Source organism: Nostoc sp. 2RC (genome assembly GCF_014222165.1).
Classification (GTDB): Bacteria; Cyanobacteriota; Cyanobacteriia; order Cyanobacteriales; family Nostocaceae; genus Nostoc; species Nostoc linckia.
In genome coordinates, this window is the sequence record NZ_JACKZU010000161.1 from 1 (window position 1) to 17,826 (window position 17,826).

At 41.9% G+C, this 17,826-nt stretch carries 17 protein-coding genes; 9 read left to right on the forward strand and 8 right to left on the reverse strand.

Translation table 11 applies throughout. The annotated features are described in order from the left end of the window. Positions 1-268: 268 nt before the first annotated feature. The 3 genes from GNE10_RS18470 to GNE10_RS18480 all read right to left on the reverse strand — a co-directional run bounded on the left by GNE10_RS18470 (position 269) and on the right by GNE10_RS18480 (position 5,683). Positions 269-1,831, reverse strand: a complete 1,563-nt coding sequence (locus GNE10_RS18470; protein WP_185566435.1) for an ammonium transporter — start codon at positions 1,829-1,831, stop codon at positions 269-271. Between the two features lie 399 nt (positions 1,832-2,230). Beyond that, positions 2,231-3,691: an ammonium transporter gene (locus tag GNE10_RS18475; RefSeq protein WP_185566436.1), complete on the reverse strand. Its 1,461-nt coding sequence runs from the start codon at positions 3,689-3,691 to the stop codon at positions 2,231-2,233. Positions 3,692-4,258: 567 nt separating this feature from the next. Next, positions 4,259-5,683, reverse strand: a complete 1,425-nt coding sequence (locus GNE10_RS18480; RefSeq protein ID WP_185566437.1) for an NB-ARC domain-containing protein — start codon at positions 5,681-5,683, stop codon at positions 4,259-4,261. Positions 5,684-6,026: 343 nt separating this feature from the next. On the opposite strand from GNE10_RS18480, the gene GNE10_RS36025 reads away from it, so the two are divergent. Continuing rightward, positions 6,027-6,161 (forward strand): hypothetical protein, encoded by a 135-nt coding sequence (locus tag GNE10_RS36025; protein ID WP_260446924.1) that lies wholly within the window; start codon positions 6,027-6,029, stop codon positions 6,159-6,161. Positions 6,162-6,192: 31 nt separating this feature from the next. On the opposite strand, the gene GNE10_RS18485 is transcribed toward GNE10_RS36025, so the two are convergent. Then, entirely contained in the window at positions 6,193-6,342 is a 150-nt protein-coding gene (locus GNE10_RS18485; protein ID WP_185566438.1) for a hypothetical protein, read from the reverse strand. A 369-nt stretch (positions 6,343-6,711) separates the two neighbouring features. On the opposite strand from GNE10_RS18485, the gene GNE10_RS18490 reads away from it, so the two are divergent. Both GNE10_RS18490 and GNE10_RS18495 read left to right on the forward strand, forming a co-directional pair. Continuing rightward, positions 6,712-7,788, forward strand: a complete 1,077-nt coding sequence (locus GNE10_RS18490) for a sigma-70 family RNA polymerase sigma factor (protein WP_185566439.1) — start codon at positions 6,712-6,714, stop codon at positions 7,786-7,788. Between the two features lie 244 nt (positions 7,789-8,032). Beyond that, positions 8,033-8,482, forward strand: coding sequence for a hypothetical protein (locus tag GNE10_RS18495; protein WP_185566440.1), 450 nt, complete (start codon positions 8,033-8,035; stop codon positions 8,480-8,482). Positions 8,483-8,538: 56 nt separating this feature from the next. Here the strand turns inward: GNE10_RS18495 and GNE10_RS18500 are convergent, their stop codons facing one another. Beyond that, positions 8,539-8,718: a hypothetical protein gene (locus tag GNE10_RS18500; protein ID WP_185566441.1), complete on the reverse strand. Its 180-nt coding sequence runs from the start codon at positions 8,716-8,718 to the stop codon at positions 8,539-8,541. A 115-nt stretch (positions 8,719-8,833) separates the two neighbouring features. On the opposite strand from GNE10_RS18500, the gene GNE10_RS18505 reads away from it, so the two are divergent. The 5 genes from GNE10_RS18505 (at position 8,834) to GNE10_RS18525 (ending at position 12,176) form a co-directional block, all read left to right on the forward strand. Then, positions 8,834-9,772: a DUF2589 domain-containing protein gene (locus GNE10_RS18505; protein WP_185566442.1), complete on the forward strand. Its 939-nt coding sequence runs from the start codon at positions 8,834-8,836 to the stop codon at positions 9,770-9,772. Between the two features lie 43 nt (positions 9,773-9,815). Continuing rightward, positions 9,816-10,820, forward strand: a complete 1,005-nt coding sequence (locus GNE10_RS18510) for a hypothetical protein (protein ID WP_185566443.1) — start codon at positions 9,816-9,818, stop codon at positions 10,818-10,820. Between the two features lie 119 nt (positions 10,821-10,939). Beyond that, entirely contained in the window at positions 10,940-11,599 is a 660-nt protein-coding gene (locus tag GNE10_RS18515; RefSeq protein WP_185566444.1) for a DUF2589 domain-containing protein, read from the forward strand. Positions 11,600-11,658: 59 nt separating this feature from the next. Next, on the forward strand, positions 11,659-11,901 hold the full coding sequence (locus GNE10_RS18520) for a hypothetical protein (RefSeq protein WP_185566445.1): 243 nt from the start codon (positions 11,659-11,661) through the stop codon (positions 11,899-11,901). 101 nt (positions 11,902-12,002) lie between these two features. Next, a complete protein-coding gene (locus GNE10_RS18525) occupies positions 12,003-12,176 on the forward strand; it encodes a hypothetical protein (protein ID WP_185566446.1) in 174 nt (57 codons plus the stop codon). A gap of 37 nt (positions 12,177-12,213) precedes the next feature. Here GNE10_RS18525 and purE read toward each other — a convergent pair whose 3' ends face one another. Then, positions 12,214-12,726, reverse strand: coding sequence for a 5-(carboxyamino)imidazole ribonucleotide mutase (gene purE / locus GNE10_RS18530; protein WP_185566450.1), 513 nt, complete (start codon positions 12,724-12,726; stop codon positions 12,214-12,216). Between the two features lie 139 nt (positions 12,727-12,865). Here purE and nagA point away from each other — a divergent pair, with 139 nt between their 5' ends. Further along, positions 12,866-14,041 carry an N-acetylglucosamine-6-phosphate deacetylase gene (gene nagA, locus GNE10_RS18535; RefSeq protein WP_185566447.1) on the forward strand — a complete coding sequence of 392 codons (1,176 nt, stop codon included), beginning with the start codon at positions 12,866-12,868 and terminating at the stop codon, positions 14,039-14,041. A gap of 99 nt (positions 14,042-14,140) precedes the next feature. Here the strand turns inward: nagA and GNE10_RS18540 are convergent, their stop codons facing one another. Beyond that, complete coding sequence (locus GNE10_RS18540) at positions 14,141-15,853, reverse strand: diflavin flavoprotein (RefSeq protein WP_185566448.1); 1,713 nt, start codon at positions 15,851-15,853, stop codon at positions 14,141-14,143. A 137-nt stretch (positions 15,854-15,990) separates the two neighbouring features. Continuing rightward, complete coding sequence (locus GNE10_RS18545; protein WP_185566449.1) at positions 15,991-17,709, reverse strand: diflavin flavoprotein; 1,719 nt, start codon at positions 17,707-17,709, stop codon at positions 15,991-15,993. Positions 17,710-17,826: the final 117 nt, after the last annotated feature.

A 17,826-nucleotide genomic window follows, 5' to 3' on the forward strand; every position in this document is an offset into this window, starting at 1 on the left:
CCAACCCTCCCCGATGCTTTGGGGAGGGTGCCGTCAGGCGGGTGGGGTATCTGTCGCAAACATTTTTTGAATCGGTATAAACTTAGGGAATTTTAAGTATTGTTGAGTGTTAACTGTGAACCGTCAACAGTCAACAATGAACAGTCAACATCTCCTTAACTGAACCGTATTACCTGATTCAGCACCATAAAAAAACTACGAGATACACACCTATGCCCCACCTCGTAGTAACAATTTATAATCTCTGCGACTTTAATCAGGGGAAAGTTCAAAATTTCCCGATGGAACCTTCTCCTTCAGAAAATGCAGTTGCCTCAGCTTCTTTCAAGAATCCGCTGTAGGCTTCCATGCCATGTTCGCCGATATCCAAACCTTCTAATTCTTCTTCTTTGGAAACTCTGATACCTAAAGTAGCTTTGAGAACTAACCAAAAAATGCTACTTACTAAAACAGTGAAACCACCTACTGAGATTACACCCAAAAATTGAACGCCCAACTGTCCAAGGCCACCGCCTGCAAATAAACCTTTTGCCGGGCCAAGTCCCTCACCATACCAAGAGTAAACACCAGGGCCAACAGACCACAGACCGATTGCTAGAGTTCCCCAAACACCGCAAACTAAGTGAACTGAGGTAGCTCCCACTGGGTCATCAATACCAATTTTGTCAAAAAATGTGACAGAGAATACTACAATTACTCCAGCAATTAAACCGATGATGAAAGCACTACCAATATTGACGAAAGCACAAGGGGCTGTAATTGCAACTAAGCCAGCCAAAATACCATTGATAATCATTGACAAGTCTGGTTTACCTAAGTAAAGCCAAGCTGTAATTGTGGCAGCAATACCACCGACTGCGCCAGCCATGTTGGTTGTTAAAGCAATGTGAGTAATTGCACTAGGATCGGCAGCCATTACAGAACCAGGGTTGAAACCAAACCATCCCAACCAAAGAATTAAACAGCCCAAGGTGGCAATACTCATGTTGTGTCCTGGTAGGGCAAGAACTTGCTTATCTTGATATTTACCAATGCGGGGCCCAAGAAATGCTGCTCCCATCAAAGCTGCCCAGCCACCGACGGAGTGAACCACCGTAGAACCAGCAAAATCCCAGAAACCGCTTTTTGAGAGCCAACCACCGCCCCAAATCCAATGTCCGGTAATTGGATAGGAAATACCTACGAGTAAGAGACTGAAAATCAGGAAGCCAACAAATTTAATTCTTTCAGCAACTGCACCCGAAACAATTGTTGCTGCGGTTCCAGCAAATACTAGCTGGAATAAAAATTTGGCTGCTAGGGGTACGCCAGCCCAACTAAGGGCACTGAAGATACCTTTATAAGCATCTCCTGTGGTGGGACTACTATCTTCTCCTGCTAAGAAAAACCCACTTTGACCAAAGAAAGGGTTACCATCACCGAACATTAAGCCAAAGCCAATTGCCCAAAAAGCAACGGTGGCTAAAGCAAACACAATCAAGTTTTTAGCAAGAACGTTGACTGCATTTTTCTGGCGACAGAAGCCGGTTTCTAACATACAAAAACCAGCGTTCATGAAAAATACTAAAAAAGCTGCCAGCGCAACCCACAGTGTATCGAGAGCAATTTTCAATTCTGCTGTAGTCGGGCCGGCAGCTGGAGTTTGGGCAACTGCGGCATAACCCCAACCCAATACAATCAAACAAGCTAAAGGTAAGCAAGCTTGCCAACTTGGGGTGAGTCGCCCAAGTGCTAAATAAAATTTCTTGACTTTTGAATTTGATTGTGTAGATTCTCTGTAATTTCTTACAGACAAATGCCTTCTTTTTGGGTTCGATTTTTGTTTGTACATGAATTTGAACATCATCCTTCAAAACATCGTTCAAAATAGGAAAAAATTCAAGCGTAAACTTATAATTCAGCAATTTTTGATATTTTTCCTTGAGACCACTTGTTTCCAAAACAGAAAATCAAATATCCTTAGTAGGAGTTTAAAAAAATAGTGGTACATTTGTAAAGATTTTTCATATATCTTTTTCAGAAATTCAGATATTGTTTCTCGAACAACAAACTCTACTTTACTTAATCTTTAACGACCCCAAAAAAAGATTGTCACATGTGTGGCAAGTAACAGGCCTGTAAGCTTATGATTGTCATTTATTTCTTTTTAGTTGTTAAGAGTCTGTAGGTGTGGTTCTCCGAATCAAATCGAATTTCTATACTTAATAAATCACTCAAATAAAAATATGCTCTATTCCTTCTCAAAAGTGTTAATTTCAGAAGTCTGAGTAGCTTTTTTTTCTGCTTCTGTTATTGCATAAACATCCGGCCACAGTGAAGCACCGTGTTGGTAAATATCAATACCGATGCCATCGGCTTGGGGATTGACACGTAAGCGTCCCATTGCTTTGAGACCACCATACATTAAAAAGGCAAAGCCAATGGTGAAAATTGCGATCGCCACTAACCCCAAAAGTTGTATCGCCAGCAAATCAAAGCCACCACCTAAAAATAATCCTGCCTTTTTGTTCAGCGTCAGTTCTGCTTGACCGAACAAGCCTATTGAGAGAGTACCCATCATGCCATTGATACCGTGTACAGAAAACGCCCCTACCGGATCGTCGATGTGGACTGACTCGATAAAATCTATTCCCAGTACAACCAAAATACCACCCGTCAAACCAATCAAAACTGCTGCCCAAGGAGCAACAAAAGCGCAAGGTGCTGTAATTCCTACCAATCCAGCCAAAGAACCATTGAGACAATAAACCAAATCCCATTTCCCTGTGCGGATGTATTGGAAAACGATCGTTGCCAGTGCCGCTGTGCTAGCGGCTAATGTAGTATTAATTGTTACTAAACCCATTAATCCTGGATTAGCTGTGCTGAGAGTTGAACCAGGGTTGAATCCGTACCAGCCAAACCATAAAATCATCGTTCCCAGAGTTGCCAATCCCAAATTATGGGCTGGCGGTAGTGTGCCCCAAGGCGGACGACCGGGACGGGGGCCGAGTAAATAAGCACCAATCAAAGCTGTCCAGCCACCCACGGTGTGAACAACGGAACTACCGGCAAAATCATGATAGTACAACTTGGTTAACCAGCCGTTAGCGTTCCAAGCCCAATGAACTACGATCGGGTAGCTAATTCCACCCATGATGGCACTGTAAATTAAATCACCAATAAAATCCGTTCTTCCGGCCATTGAACCGGTGGTAATGGTAGTAGCAGTAGCAGCAAAAGCGAATTGAAAGAAGAACAAGGTATAGGTATTGATGGCGGCTGTGGAACCAGGTGCCCCTAATGGATAACTACCATCAGCAGCTGGTAACTGACTGAGGAAGAAGGTATCTATGCCAAACAAACCGCCAAAACTCGTACCAAAGGCAATACCAAAGCCGATAGCCCACCATGTCAAAATGGTTACAGCAGCATTAATGAAGTTTTCCAATAAGGCATTAACTACACTTCTTTGCCGCAGCAAACCTGCTTCTAACATGGCAAACCCAGTTTGCATAAAGAATACTAAAAAACCAGATAATAATACCCAGGTAGTATCAATGGAAATTTGCAGCTTTGTCGTCGTTTCCGATAAAGATTGCACAGTAGGAGGATCTGCCGCCTGGACAACTGTCGGCGCTAAAACTGCAAATACCATTGAACCGATACCTAGCGCCATTAGGCGATACCAGGGTTGAATACGGTTATTCATTGCTCACTTTTTGCTGCTGGAAAAGCGATCGCCGATGTTGATCGATAGCTCAACAACATCTCGCTGCACTTTGGTAAATTTATACCTGAAATGTATAAATTTGATTGATTGTCTATTTACTTGAACCAAAAAACTGTATTATTGAATACATTTTTCTAGGATTTTGATGGCAACATAGCTTTCGCTAAAACAAATAAAGCAACTATATCCTTTGCAGTTACGTATTTTCCGGTATTATAATTAGACAAATTTATATTTAATTAAGTTTTGATACGAAAAATTAATTACTCGTTACTTTTAAAGTTATGCGGAATACACGATATTCAATATGTATGAAACCGCTCTGTTAAACCTATCCAAAACTACTTAAGTCTAGACTTAACTGGACAGTTATTTGCGATCGCTAAAAGCCCTATTTTCCGATCGTCCTGACACTTATAGTAGTCTGCCAACTCAAAAATGTTAGGTGGAGGTTGGGTAAAGGTTAAAGGGAAAAGGGAAAGGCATAAAAAACATGAGTCCCTTTCCCCCTTCACCTTTAAAGAGCCAAGTTGCCTTGGCGTACTACTAGCTTGCTACCTGACGTTGATGTTCTTGATCCAGAAATGCGTTTGGCTGAAATTTGGCAATCTTTTCATCAATAATAAAAGATTTGACATATTCAATCATCATCGGTTGCAGGGAAAACAAACCCGATTTGGCATCAATCCACGATCGCCCTTGCAGTAGTTCTAAGGTTTCCAGTAGTTCTTGGGATGAAACTGAGGATGGCATCTTTGTTCGTAGCTGTGAAAAAGAAATGGGTTGACGATCGAGTACCATGCATTGAATCGTTGCTTTAGCTACATCCGATAGGTGTTCAAATTCTGGATCTAAATCGTTGAGAATTGTACCGAAAAGTGTAACTTTTTGTTTTAAAAATTCAGTAATACTACCATCAAATAACCTTTGAATCGTTATGGCAATGCGGTTTAGTATATGGGGATTTCCTGCATAGGATTCGATTAATCGATTCCAGTCGTCTGGCGTTCCTCTAAAGGTTCCTTTTGTTTTCAAAAGTTCTTGTATGTCTGTAACCTGTAATCCTTGGAGAGAAAATACTCGCACAGGTGTTGTATTTCCTTCAAGCGGAGCGATCTCATGGGATTTGATCCGACTAGTTAAGATTAAGCAACTTTGATGGGTAGCTTCTCCCACTCTCCTAAATAATTCACAGTATTCCCCGACGGTTGTGTGGTGGAGCCAGATGCAATTTCGACAGGTGATTTCTGTGGCTGCACATTCTTGGAGAAATCTATCAGCACCATCTAAAACTAGTAAACAACGATGATGTTGCAGATAATGAATCAGTCGTGAAATTCTGTGATTGAATGATTCTGGTAGATCGGTTTCTTTCCCATCGGATAGGACGGAGATTAAGTCTGCAAGGAGATCGTTGACTGAAGGAGCCGGAAGGAGCGATCGCCAAATCACGAACTCAAACTGATTGTGAAGTTGTTGAGCGAGCTTTACCGATAGCCAGGTTTTGCCGATACCACCCATACCTAATAGTGTGATGAGACGGCAGGGTATTGGTTGCTCTGGGGTAGACTCAGCTAAAATCCAGTGCTTTAGGGTTGCCAGTTCTTCTGTACGTCCGTAAAAAAGGGATACATCTGGTGCTTCTCCCCAATCAATTCGATTTGGAATTTTTCTGTTGTCTTCCTGCGGGTTGATATCTGGATTGGCTAACTGATAGTCGTTAGGTTCTAGTTGTAGTTTGAATGCTTGGAAACAATAATTCAGGGTTTGCCGATCTACTCCTATTTCACAGGCAAATACCTTTGCTACCGTATCTGGATCTAACCCCATGCGAAAGCCTAAAGCTTCACGGGTATAATGTTTATCGAAATTTTCATTACTTTCTGATTGAGATTTTGCATCTTGGAGTTTCTGCAATCCTTGGGGCGTTAGGATTACACCACGTCTGCGGCTTCTTTGTTGTGATTTCATGGGGAATGTTGGAGGTGACAAATGTATTTTTTATGGATAGGCATGAACGTCTGTAGTGCATCGTTAAGATACACCAACAAACAGGAGATGACTGGCACAAGTCAGCAGTAAATAACTTCAGCTGCCAAAGCTATAAAATTATCTACAACTCAATCGAGTCTTAATTGTCAAAACTGTACCTATTCAAACAATTTTTTTAAGAATTATGATAGGAAACACAGATATTAAGAACTATTTCAGTCTGAAATCAGGTAAGTTTTACAAGACTAAGTGAAGTAAATTTATCCAGCTAATTTTATGTTACCTGCTTTATTCTCCCACCAACATTAAGTAATTTTACGGATTGGATTTAGTTGGCGATGCCTTTCTTTTGTGTTGTATTTTCGTAATTCAGCTTTTGAATAGCGATCGCTGTTGCTGGAATTGGGAAGCGATCGCTTCTGCTGGCTACTATTCGTCTTTGCGCCGCAGAAACTAGATTTTCCTGGGGAGATGCTCTAAGAACTGACTCAGGCGGTATTGAAGGGCTGAGACTCCGACAGAAACTCTAATAATTCAACGACGACAGTTAACTTTTCTGGAGATAACTGCTTAATCAGTGCGTAGGCGTAGCCCGTCGTAGACATCGCTTTTCTACGAATATCGGTTGTTGGTCTCATGGACGGTCATGCTTGCCTGAATTTAATCCGATTGTACTCAGATTGGGCGGGTTTTTCGATTCAAGCAGGAATTGAGTAAATCTCTGATGGCGATCGCAATCGGTTGGGATGACAGCGTAATAGCGATAGCGAATTTTTGTTTAGTCTAAAAATCTAGATTACTAAGTTATTAACTTTGGTCTTAAGTTCGTGTATTTCCGTTGTTGCTGCTAGTGATAAAGGACATATTGAGAATGTCTCTATAAAATTATCTGCCTATTCATAAGTAGGTAGATGCATACAAAATCAAGAATGCATAATTATGTCAAACAAAGTTCTGGCAGAGTTTTTAAATCAATCAAATTGATTAAATTGTTGAGTTGTCACGTTATGGTAGTTTCTCCAGCAGTTTTTTCCTCATCAGAGCGTAGTTGTTCTGATAATTTCAGTGTGATTTTTTGGCTGCAATGGCAACAGTATCGAGATTATCTTTATCGTTGCTGTCTCAAGTGGATGGGTGGAAACCCAACGGATGCGGAAGACGCCCTCAGTCGGTCGATGCTGAAAGCTTGGAAGAAGGCGCAAAAGTATGCGGGGGAAATTACTAATTTTAAAGCTTGGCTGGTGACGCTGACTCGGAATCTTTGCGTGGATATTCATCGAGAACGCAGTCGGGGGGCGAATAGAGTTGAGGATATAGAAGTTTACGTAAGGAGTGAGGAGCAAGGAATGGTTGATTTTGAAAATACGCCAGACAGTGCGATGGAGACTGACGAGAGAAAGAGGGTGATTCGTCGGGCTATTTATAACTTACCAACAAGGCTGCGCGAGACGTTTATTCTGCACTTTTATCAAGAACTTTCTTATCCAGAGATTGCCGAACAACAAAATATTTCTTATCAGAATGTCTGCAAGCGGATTTCCCAAGCGCGGAAGATTTTGCAACGGGAGTTGAGGGGATATTTTATCGGGGAGGAGGGGACGGATAGGGATAAATCTGTGACACCGACTGCAACTGAGTCGGAAATAGGGGAAATATCCGATGGGAATGGGGGAGTTGAAGCGGAAGGGGAGACGGTGAAGGAAGTAGAGATTGTTGGGGGTGAGGAAGCGCAGGAAGTTGTGCCTGATGTGCAGCAGTCTGAGTTGGTAAGGGTTGCAGCGACTTCTGAGGGGAAGTTAGACCTGAACAGTGATGGTTCTCGGTACGTTGAGGTGGTGCTGTGGAGGCAACAACGGCATCAGGTGGGGAAAGTTGCGCGAGAATTTATGTTTGTGCGATCGTCCCGCTCTCCTCCTTTGCATCGTCTCCCTTATTTTCAATCTTTTGTCAAGGTTCTATCAGGGATAATAGACCTCTTGCAAAAGTCAGTTTTTTGGTATTCTTCTTTGCGCCTTTGCGCCTTTTCGGGAGGCAAAAAAAATATTTATGCAAGAGGTTTAATGATGAGGGTTCGTTTCTTTTGAGTTACACTTTCTCAAATTAACCTTATCCCAAAAGTAACTTTTGGCGATCCCTTAGCCAAGGCTCACAGCTATGCTGTGGAATTTGGGAATCGGTAGGGAAACAGGAGTTAAGTCAGAAGGTGCAATTGAAAATTACAGGAAAGAAGGAAATCGAAAATTCAGAAATTGCTTTCTGGAATCGTCTCTTCTACATTAAGTGTTGGCTTTATTGTTCCATCAAAAAACCAAACTGAGGAGATTTATTATGTACGACATCATAACCACCGAAAGCGAAGATACGGCTGTTAATCAAGCAGTGAATTCAGTGATTCAAGGTAACGTAGGAGTCATTACGTCACCTAATGGACACTACAGATTCATAACTCCTTCTAATACGTTATTAGAGGGAAATGGAGGTCAAGACCAAGAAGTATTGGTGATTGTAGGTCATGGGTCTGGCGATAGTTTAAGCGGATTTAAAGTTTGGTCTCGATATAAAGACGATTTTAAAACACAGGATCTAGATTGGAAAACAAAGAAAATAGTATACATTCTAGCCTGCTCTACCGCATCAGATGAACAACAAGCATACCTTGGCTACAAGAACTTTGCAGAGACAGTAAAAAAAGACTTCCCCGAAGCAACTGTATGGGCTGCGAGCTCTAGCGTGAGTTCACAAACTCTACTAGGCAACTGGCAGAAAGTTGAATTATGAAGCGATCGCTTTTCAGGATAATTGTTAGGCAGTTAGGGTGGCAATCGATCCTCCTTTTAATTGCAGAAAAGCGATCGCTTTTTGATTGAGATGGAGATCAAGGGGTGCGATCGCATCTCTTGTTTGGGGAAGGCGATCGCTTTTCTTGTTTGGGGGAGGCGATCGCTTTTTAGTTGAACTGGGGACAAAGGAGAGCCATCGCGCTTGGTATAGTTTGAGGATGAAAAGACGCTCAAACGTTCAGAAGTTTCTCAAGCTGTAAAAAAAGAACTTTAATTCAAAAAATTCAGAAGTTGCCTACTCAAAGCGTCTTAAAAATACAAAGCAAAAAAAGGAACTGGTAAAACAGCAATGCCAATTGATACAACTCCTTCAACTGTAGCAACAAGCGCTTTACAAGGTATTCCATTCTCTTCATTGATGGGAGGACCTTTAAATGCAGCCATTGAAGCTCAAGTCAATGCTGCAAAATCGACAGTAGATTTTATCCAGAATGTTGGCTTAACAGGACCTGCTGAAAATCGCCGCCCTATCCAAGTAGAGTTTATTTACTATGTTGATGGCAGAGAAACCAAACTGATGGTTCCTTTGTTAACAATTGTTCCTATTCCTTATTTAGCAGTAGATGAGGTAGATATTAATTTTAAAGCCAGCATCAGTGCTGCGGCATCAACACACCAAGAAGATTCTAGTTCATCAGAAACAAAAGCGAGTGGAGGTTTAGACGCATCCATTGGCTACGGACCTTTTTCGGCTAAAGCTCACTTTGAAGCCAGTTATTCGAGTAAAAAAGATTCTAAGGCAACACAGGACTCCAAGTACTCCGTTGAGTACACTATGGACGTTCATATTCATGCAAAGCAAGAAAGTATGCCAGCTGGACTAGCGAAGGTTCTCAATATCTTAGAACAGAGCATCGCACCAACAGAAGCAAAAGAAACTTTTCGTTTAACGCCTGAAAGACTAGCCATAACCGATCCATCTACAGAACGCACTATTCGATTTACAGCTACGGTCTATGATAACCAAGGTAAGCGTGCATCTGGTAAAACAATTACAGTAACATTACCAGATCAAACGCCGACAACTCCATATACCTTTGCAATAGAACCTACGACTATTCCGCCAAGTAATGCAGATGGAGAGGTAGAATTTACAGTCAAGTTCACCCCCCCTGCAACTCCTACTACAAATGATACATCTGAAAAAACTCTGGAATTAGAGGTAACATTTGCTGCTGTTAAGAAAAGGATACCAGTGACTATTCCAAAATTGCTAAAACAAGCATAAATACTAAAAATAAATAGAAATTTGTGAAATTAGTAGTAATTTAGTGCTTGTTTCTATTGCTTATTTGAAACCCAGCTTTTTGGGCTGGGTTATCGTTTTACCAAATTGGAGAAGTGGAAAGATGTTACTTAGCCAACTTGTTGCGGCAATATTGAATGATTTAACAACGGCTCAAGATTTAGCAAATGAATATTCAAGCCAGCTCAGTCGTAAGTACAACAAGTACGAATCTGAAAAAGATAATATTTTAGGAAATTTTCAAGTTCCGTCTGGAATATTGCAGGAAATCGAACTAGATCTAAAATTTGCAGTTGAAAAATTAAATGAAAATAAGACTGCCTTAGATATTGAGGGTACACAAGCAAAGTGTATAGAACTTGCGACTAAAATAGTTAACGAAGCACTAGAAGAAGTAAAAAAAGTTATTCACGCTCTCAATATACCTGCACGCAACGCTGAGACTACTGCAACCCCCCAAGCTCTCCCTACCTTGATACCATCTGAAAAAGCAGCATCATCACAGCCTAATAATGAACGCGAAGAGGCAATCAAGTACTGGCAAGAGTTAGACTTAAAAATAGAAGGAGATTCGTATAAAAATGCTTTAATTACACTTATGAATGAATCGATTTTTGAACAAGGCAAGAAGCAATATTTACGAAACAAAAAATGGGTAAGTGAGTCTGATTTAAAACAAATAATTTTAGCTGTTCTACAGAAAGGTGTCCTAGCACATGAGGATTTTAAAAAATTATTAGATTTAACAAAAAAAGCTTTTGATAAAACAGACAAAGACATGGATTCCATTAGGATAAATATTGAGAATTCGTTCAATCAGATAATTGATAAATATAGTACTAGCAGTTATGTAAAATCTCTACTTGTTGTAATGCCAGGTGTTCCTAATGCAGATATTGTTGTTAATCCAGCAACCTTAAAGGATTTGCCAATTGACATGGTTTCAACTCTAAAAATTAAGGCAGGTTTGCAGAGCTACCGATGGATGATCGCCGAGTCTGGTCAAAGTTTACAAAAAGTCACTGAATAGTTAGTACTGGTGTTATCAAAACGATTGATTAGTTTTCCTGTTAATGTTTTTCCAAAAATCCGCTTACGCAAAGCATTGAAAGAGAAAAAATCATAATAAGTTATACAAGAAAATAGATTATGGCATTAGAAGAAGATTCAGTTCTTAGTTTTCGAGAGCTTATTGCTGGACCTCTGATTGCTACACTCTCGGCTGACTTTGATGCAGGTGTCAAATTTGTGGAGTTTTTCCACAAATATGGGTTGGAAGAGGAAAATGAAACCACCACAGGAGAGATGACGGAAAGGCAGATTAAAAAGCCAGGACGCAGCTTCAAAATGGTGACTTTTCGGTACGAGCAAGCTGGTCGGGAATATTGTGTAGAAGTTCCTCTATTGTCACTTATTCCCCTACCACTGCTACAGATTGACACCGCAGAGTTTGAATTTAACATTCGCGTTTTTACAGAAGTTCCCCCCAAACTTCCAGAGTCGTTTGACCCGAATAAAACTCGAACTGAAGCGGATCAAAGCAACCCGACCGCTAATCCCCCCTATGAGGGCATGAAGGCACGATTAGCCCCAGCAGCAGGAAAATCCGAGGATGGAAAACCTATCCCATCCGTCGATGCAAATATGAAGGTGACTGTGAAAATGAAGCAAGCAGATTTACCAATTGGAATGATCAGGTTGATGAGAGTGTTTGAAAATAGTACTAATGTTACGGATGTTAGTAGCAACAAAAAATCTACTACCATAGGAGCCAGTGCAACAGAGGAAAAAGCGGAAAGTGTGACCTAAGTTGCGTAAAAAATCCCTGTTGTCCAGATAACCAATAATTAATTGAGAAAATTAAGCCAATGAAACAAAGAGAAGAGAACCAAGGGAAACAGCAGCGCACCCCTGGAATCCCATGTCCTGAATGCGGTTTTTTTATAGAAATGTCGATATATAGTTTACTCTCTCAGGCAGACTTCAAGTGTCCTGGTTGTTTGTTGACCTTAAGTATGGATCGTGAAGTATCGCGACCCGCTTTAGAACTCCTGCAAAAAGTCAATACACAAATGGATAACTTAGAAAAGCATAAAAGGTTTGATATATAGTCAGTAGACCGAAAAGTTCTGCGATCGCTCAAAAATAGTAGTCTATGACACCGTTTTTTGGAAAATGTACATCTTACCCTATTATTACCACATCATAACAAATGGTAATAGCTGCAAAAGCCATAGAACAAATTGAAAATGACCCAACTTTAAAACAGCGAGTCATAAATGCTATTAAAGAAGGTGGTTTAGCTGCTTTTGAGAAAGCGATTGATAACCCCGCAGGCGCTTTTATTGTAGGAGCTATCAAAGGCTGGCAGGAAGTAGAAACTTAGTAATTATCCCACCCATTTAACCTAGTATCAACAATCGCTACTGCTGTAAATATTTTTCATAACCGAGTTCTTCTAGTTTGGCTTGCTTAGCGAGTACTGATTCAGATAAAGTTTGGCGATATTGTTGGACTTTTGCCAGCAATTGTGGTTGTACTGTGGCCAGTATTTGTACTGCTAAAAGTCCAGCATTTTTGGCATTACCGATGGCCACTGTTGCTACAGGAATACCAGCAGGCATTTGTACTATTGAATACAAAGAATCCAAACCTTGCAAGTTACGGGTAGCTACAGGAACACCGATGACAGGAAGAGGAGTTAAAGAAGCTACCATTCCAGGTAGATGAGCCGCACCACCAGCACCAGCAATAATTACTTTAATACCGCGTTGGTGTGCGAGTTTAGCATATTCCACCATACGTTCTGGGGTACGATGAGCCGAAACTATCGCCACTTCAGTTTCAACACCAAATTCCTCACAAACTGCGATCGCATCTTTCATGGTGGGCAAATCAGAATCACTGCCCATGATAATACCTACTAAAGGAGTCATAGAATTAGTCATTAGTTATTGGGCATTGGGAGTGTTGACTGTTGACTGTTGACTGAGGAATTATTCTCGTTGTCCCCTTGTCTCCCTCATCTCCCTAGTCCCTTTTACAATCAGATTTAGCTATATTCTCGCGGATGTGATGACTCAAGCAATACAAAGTGCCCTAAAAATTATCAATGCTAGAGTGCCCACTTACAAAGATTTGCAAATGCTCTTGATTAATCAACAGGGAATAATTGAGCAAATCTTACCAATGAATACTTCAGAGGCGCACAGCTCTACGCCCCTACTAAATGTAGCAGGTGATTGGATTTCTGTTGGCGGCGTTGATTTACAAATTAACGGTGCTTTGGGATTGGCATTTCCTGATTTGAAGACTGAAAACGCTCATTTGTTGGAAAAAATAACGCAATATTTGTGGGATGTAGGAGTAGATGGATTTTTACCAACACTTGTGACAACTTCGGTGGAAAATATTCAGCGATCGCTTGCAGTCATCGCTAATTTTATTGAAAAATCCAGTTTGGGGGCAAAGTCATCCGCCAAAATTCTCGGAGTACATCTAGAAGGGCCATTTTTGAATTTCCAGAAACGCGGCGCACACCCACAAGAGTATCTCTTACCCCTCACCATTGAAGAGGTAAAGCGGGTTTTGGGAGATTATGCCTCTTTTGTCAAAGTTATCACCTTAGCACCGGAATTAGATCCTAGTGGTGAAGTTATTCCATATTTGCGTTCTTTGGGAATTACCATTAGTTTAGGACATTCCCAGGCGACGGCAACGGAAGCGCAACGTGCCTTTGAACTAGGCGCAACGATGGTAACCCACGCCTTTAATGCTATGCCACCACTACATCATCGCCAACCTGGGTTACTAGGGGCAGCAATTACTCATCCTAATGTTATGTGTGGTTTTATTGCCGATGGAGAGCATGTTTCACCCATCATGCTGCAAATTTTACTGCGCGCCAGCGATGGAGAAAAAGGGCTGTTTTTGGTGAGCGATGCCCTTGCACCTCTGGGATTACCCGATGGGGTATATCCTTGGGACAGCCGACAAATTGAAGTCAAAAATGGTACAGCACGACTACCAGACGGCACATTATCAGGAACCACTTTACCGTTATTAGTGGGAGTCGAGAATTTGTTAAAGTGGGGAATTTGCGATGTAGAAAGTGCGATTTTATTAGCTACCAATGCACCTAGAAAAGCAATTGGTTTACCAGGAATTGCCCCGGCTCAAACCGCCAATTTATTACGCTGGCATTGGGACGAACAAACAAAGAAACTATCTTGGCAACGATTATCAAAATAAACCATAATGGGGGCGAACAAACCTTCGCCCCCATATATATATGTTGACGGTTAACAGTCAACCGTCAACCGTCAACAATCAACAAAAATGCCCAACACTTTAGTAATGAGTGCCGGTTTTACGATGGTTGATAGCAGTTACAGCATCAGGTTTGAGCAACTTACCTTCATCTACAGTTGCATATACAACCCAGTGGTCGCCGCATTCCATACGTTGGTTAACTGAGCATTCCAAATATGCCAAAGCGTCGGTAAGAACAGTACAGCCGTTATCTGCAACTGCTGTGCTAAAGTTGGCAAATCGGTCTTCTCCAGGGGCAAAAGATTTACGGAAATGCTTTATGTAATCTTGATGATTGCCTTCAGGTAGAATATTTAAGGCAAATTTACCACCAGAATACATTAAAGATTCCATTGCTCGATCTTTGGCGATCGCTACAGTAATTCCAGGTGGATTAAAGGTAGCTTGAGAAACCCAAGCGCCTAGCATTCCAGTAGATACTTCTCCTTGCTTTGCTGTCAGCACGCAAACGGAACCAACAATTCGACCCACAGCTTGTTCCACTGGAGTTGCAGCTTGTTGGGGTACGCGCACTTTTTTCGCCTTTCTCAAGGCTTGGGCAAAATCTGTACCTACTTCTTCACAGAATTTGAGAGTCACATCATCAGGCTTAAATTTCACCTTCAGAGTCTCAAATCCCAAACGATATCCAGCATCCCGGAGTTTACCTTCAATTAAATCGAATGCTTCGCCACTCCAGCCGTAGGAACCAAACACCCCAGCCAGTTTGCTGTTGTCACCACTCGATAACACAATACCTAAAGCAGTATGAATGGGAGTTGGTGCATGACCGCCGATGGTGGGAGAACCGATGATAAAACCATCTGACTCTTGTAAGTTAATGCGAATTTCATCAGGGGTGGCAAATTCGCAGTTAATTGATTTCACCGCCACTCCGCCTTTGGTCAGTCCCAGGGCGATGGCTTGTGCTAAAGTCGCTGTGTTTCCGTAAGCCGAAGCATAAAGTAAAGCCACGGAAATTTCGCGATCGTTTTGAGAACAACTCCATTCTCCATAAGCTTTAGTCAGCTGGATTAAGCCGGTGCGTACTATTGGCCCGTGACCCACAGCATACATTCTCACTTGCAAGTCTGATATTTTCTCCAAAGCCGCTTGCACGTGACGAGCTTGGGGAGCCATCAGACAGTTAAAGTAATAACGCTGGTCTTCTTTAAGGGCCTCAGGATTATCGTCAAAGGCTTCATCCCCACAGATATGAGTTGCAAACAACTTATCTGTGTAGAGAATTTGAGTTTGTTGGTCGTAGGTACAAAGTCCTTCCGGCCAGCGCGGACTAGGAATAGGAAGGAATTTTAAAACATGACCTTTGCCCAAATCCAGAGTTTCTTTCCCCCGCATCACCAAGACTTGCAAATCCCGGTCTAAGAAAGCAGCACGCAAATTGTTAGCACCAGGAAGAGAACAAACAAAAGTTACTTGTGGTGCTAATTCTAAAATTGCTTTGAGGGTTGCAACTCGATTGGGATTAAAATGACCTAAGATTACGTAATCTAAACGTGTCAAATCTAAAGTTTGCCGCAATGCTTCTAAATAAATTTCCGTAAAGCTTTCTGGCGGTGGATCGATGAGTGCGGTTTTATCAGCTTCAATTAAATAGCAATTGGAGGTAGTACCTCTTTCAAGTGCGTATTCAATTTCAAACCGCAGACGTGACCAACTACGTGCCCTGAGAGCCTTACTATTTGTAGCAATTGGTAAAACTTGTACGTCGCGTGGCTTGGAATTGATCATAGGTGTTGAGTGAGGTAGGAGAATTTTGGATGGAGAAAAGGGGAAAGGGGAAAGGGGAATGGGGAAAGGGGAATGGGGAAGAATTGTTTCAGTACCCAGTACCTAATCCCTATTCGCTACTCCCTACTCCCTATTCCCTAGTAATAATTTCCAACTTTGCGATGACGAATGGCTGTCAATGCATCGGCTTTGGAGACACGACCGTCTTGGACGGTGCAGTATACAATCCAGTGGTCGCTGCACTCCATACTGCTCTGGACTTCACATTCCATGTATGCTAAGGCATCGGTGAGAATTGGGGAGCCGTTTTTGGCAGTTTGAGTTTTCACTCCGGCAAATCTGTCAGCACCAGGATGCAAGCGTTTGAGGAAGTGCTTTTTAAGTTCTTGATAGTTGCCTTCTTCCAACACGTTGAGGACGAAGCGATCGCCTACTTGCATTAAGGAATCAATGGCGCGGTCTTTGGCTACGGCAATTGTGAATCCCAATGGTTGCAAGCTTGCTTGCGATACCCAGGAGGCTAGCATGGCGCTGCTAACGTCACCTTTTTTGGCGGTGACGATGTATAGTCCGTTGCTAATCCGACCCAGGGCTTTTTCCAGGTTCACATCGATGGATTTGATTTGCTTGATGTTGCGATCGCGCACCAGCAATTGACCCAAGTCTGTACCGGCTTCTTCACACAGTTGGAATGTCGATGCGGTGGGAGCTTCTCTAATGCGAATGGCAGGGAAGGCTTCTTTCACACCCAAGTCGATGAATTTTCTCCGCAGTGTATCAATGGGTTCATCATCTCCGCCATAGCATTCAAATAGCCCAACCACTTGCTTGTTGCGAATTACCGCTAATAGGGAACTGATGCTAGCTTGAGCGGCGGCGCTGGTGCTTGGTGGCATACCAATAATGATGCCAGAGGCTCTACCAGCTAGCTCTTGAATTTCTTGGCTTTGGGCTGTACTCAGATCTAAGACTTCTACCCCAACTCCTGTTTTCTGAATTCCCTCGGCAATTGCATGACCAAGGCGTTCAGCATGTCCGTAATCTGAAACAAAGAATAAGCCAACTGTTGTTTCTGCTTTGGCTTGTCTTTGGCTCCAAGTTTCGTAACATCCAGTGAGAACGTCTAGATGGTGATACAGTAATGGGCCGTGACCGTTGGCGATAATATTAATTTTCCCTAATTCACCCATTCTCTTCATGGCATTCAGCAGAGAACGAGCGTTGGGGCCCATCAAGCAGTCGTAGTAAAATCTAAAGTCAGCTTCGATGGCTTCTAAATCTTCGTCAAAGGTGCGATTGTCACAAAAGTGCATCCCAAAGGCATCACAGGTATAGATGATTTGGGTTTTACGGTCGTAGCTAAAGATTGTGTCCGGCCAGTGCAGATTAGGCGCACTCACGAATTCGATTTCGTGTCCTTTGCCAATATCTATGCGATCGCCACTTTTAACAATCCGTTTGGAAAATGGATCGTGTACTAAACCTTCCAAAAATTGCAACGCAACTTTAGAAGCCAAAACAGTGGCTCTCGGCGCTAACTGAAGCACATCTTCCACTAAGCCGCTATGATCTGGCTCTGTGTGACTAACAATTATGTAATCTATTGTCTTGGGATTAACAAGACTTTTTAAGGTGTCTAAATACAGCTGGCGAAACTTCTGGTGAGAAGTATCAATTAAAACTGTTTGTTCGCCCCTAATGAGATATGAATTGTAGGTTGTACCATTTTGCAGTCCGAATTCGATATCGAAGCGATCGCGATCCCAATCAAGAGAGCGAATCGCTGTTGTATTAGGGGCAATTTCTACAGTTTGTATAGTTAGCCGATGTTGAACGTTCTCTGCGATCGCTACCATTATCCGTCTCCGAGCGCAAATTTTTAGATTTCTTCTGCCCCCATTATCTCTATTAATTTTTTTGAAAGTTGTAATAAATATCAGTTTTTGGAATTTTTAACTTGTATTAATTATTGC

What these genes read in the sequence shown, in the direction of transcription:
- GNE10_RS18470 (WP_185566435.1), bottom strand. Translation starts at nt 1,831, where the DNA reads ATGTACAAACAAAAATCGAACCCAAAAAGAAGGCATTTGTCTGTAAGA.
- GNE10_RS18475 (WP_185566436.1), bottom strand. Translation starts at nt 3,691, where the DNA reads ATGAATAACCGTATTCAACCCTGGTATCGCCTAATGGCGCTAGGTATC.
- GNE10_RS18480 (WP_185566437.1), bottom strand. Translation starts at nt 5,683, where the DNA reads ATGAAATCACAACAAAGAAGCCGCAGACGTGGTGTAATCCTAACGCCC.
- GNE10_RS18485 (WP_185566438.1), bottom strand. Translation starts at nt 6,342, where the DNA reads ATGAGACCAACAACCGATATTCGTAGAAAAGCGATGTCTACGACGGGC.
- GNE10_RS18490 (WP_185566439.1), top strand. Translation starts at nt 6,712, where the DNA reads ATGGTAGTTTCTCCAGCAGTTTTTTCCTCATCAGAGCGTAGTTGTTCT.
- GNE10_RS18495 (WP_185566440.1), top strand. Translation starts at nt 8,033, where the DNA reads ATGTACGACATCATAACCACCGAAAGCGAAGATACGGCTGTTAATCAA.
- GNE10_RS18505 (WP_185566442.1), top strand. Translation starts at nt 8,834, where the DNA reads ATGCCAATTGATACAACTCCTTCAACTGTAGCAACAAGCGCTTTACAA.
- GNE10_RS18515 (WP_185566444.1), top strand. Translation starts at nt 10,940, where the DNA reads ATGGCATTAGAAGAAGATTCAGTTCTTAGTTTTCGAGAGCTTATTGCT.
- GNE10_RS18520 (WP_185566445.1), top strand. Translation starts at nt 11,659, where the DNA reads ATGAAACAAAGAGAAGAGAACCAAGGGAAACAGCAGCGCACCCCTGGA.
- GNE10_RS18525 (WP_185566446.1), top strand. Translation starts at nt 12,003, where the DNA reads ATGGTAATAGCTGCAAAAGCCATAGAACAAATTGAAAATGACCCAACT.
- purE (WP_185566450.1), bottom strand. Translation starts at nt 12,726, where the DNA reads ATGACTCCTTTAGTAGGTATTATCATGGGCAGTGATTCTGATTTGCCC.
- nagA (WP_185566447.1), top strand. Translation starts at nt 12,866, where the DNA reads ATGACTCAAGCAATACAAAGTGCCCTAAAAATTATCAATGCTAGAGTG.
- GNE10_RS18540 (WP_185566448.1), bottom strand. Translation starts at nt 15,853, where the DNA reads ATGATCAATTCCAAGCCACGCGACGTACAAGTTTTACCAATTGCTACA.
- GNE10_RS18545 (WP_185566449.1), bottom strand. Translation starts at nt 17,709, where the DNA reads ATGGTAGCGATCGCAGAGAACGTTCAACATCGGCTAACTATACAAACT.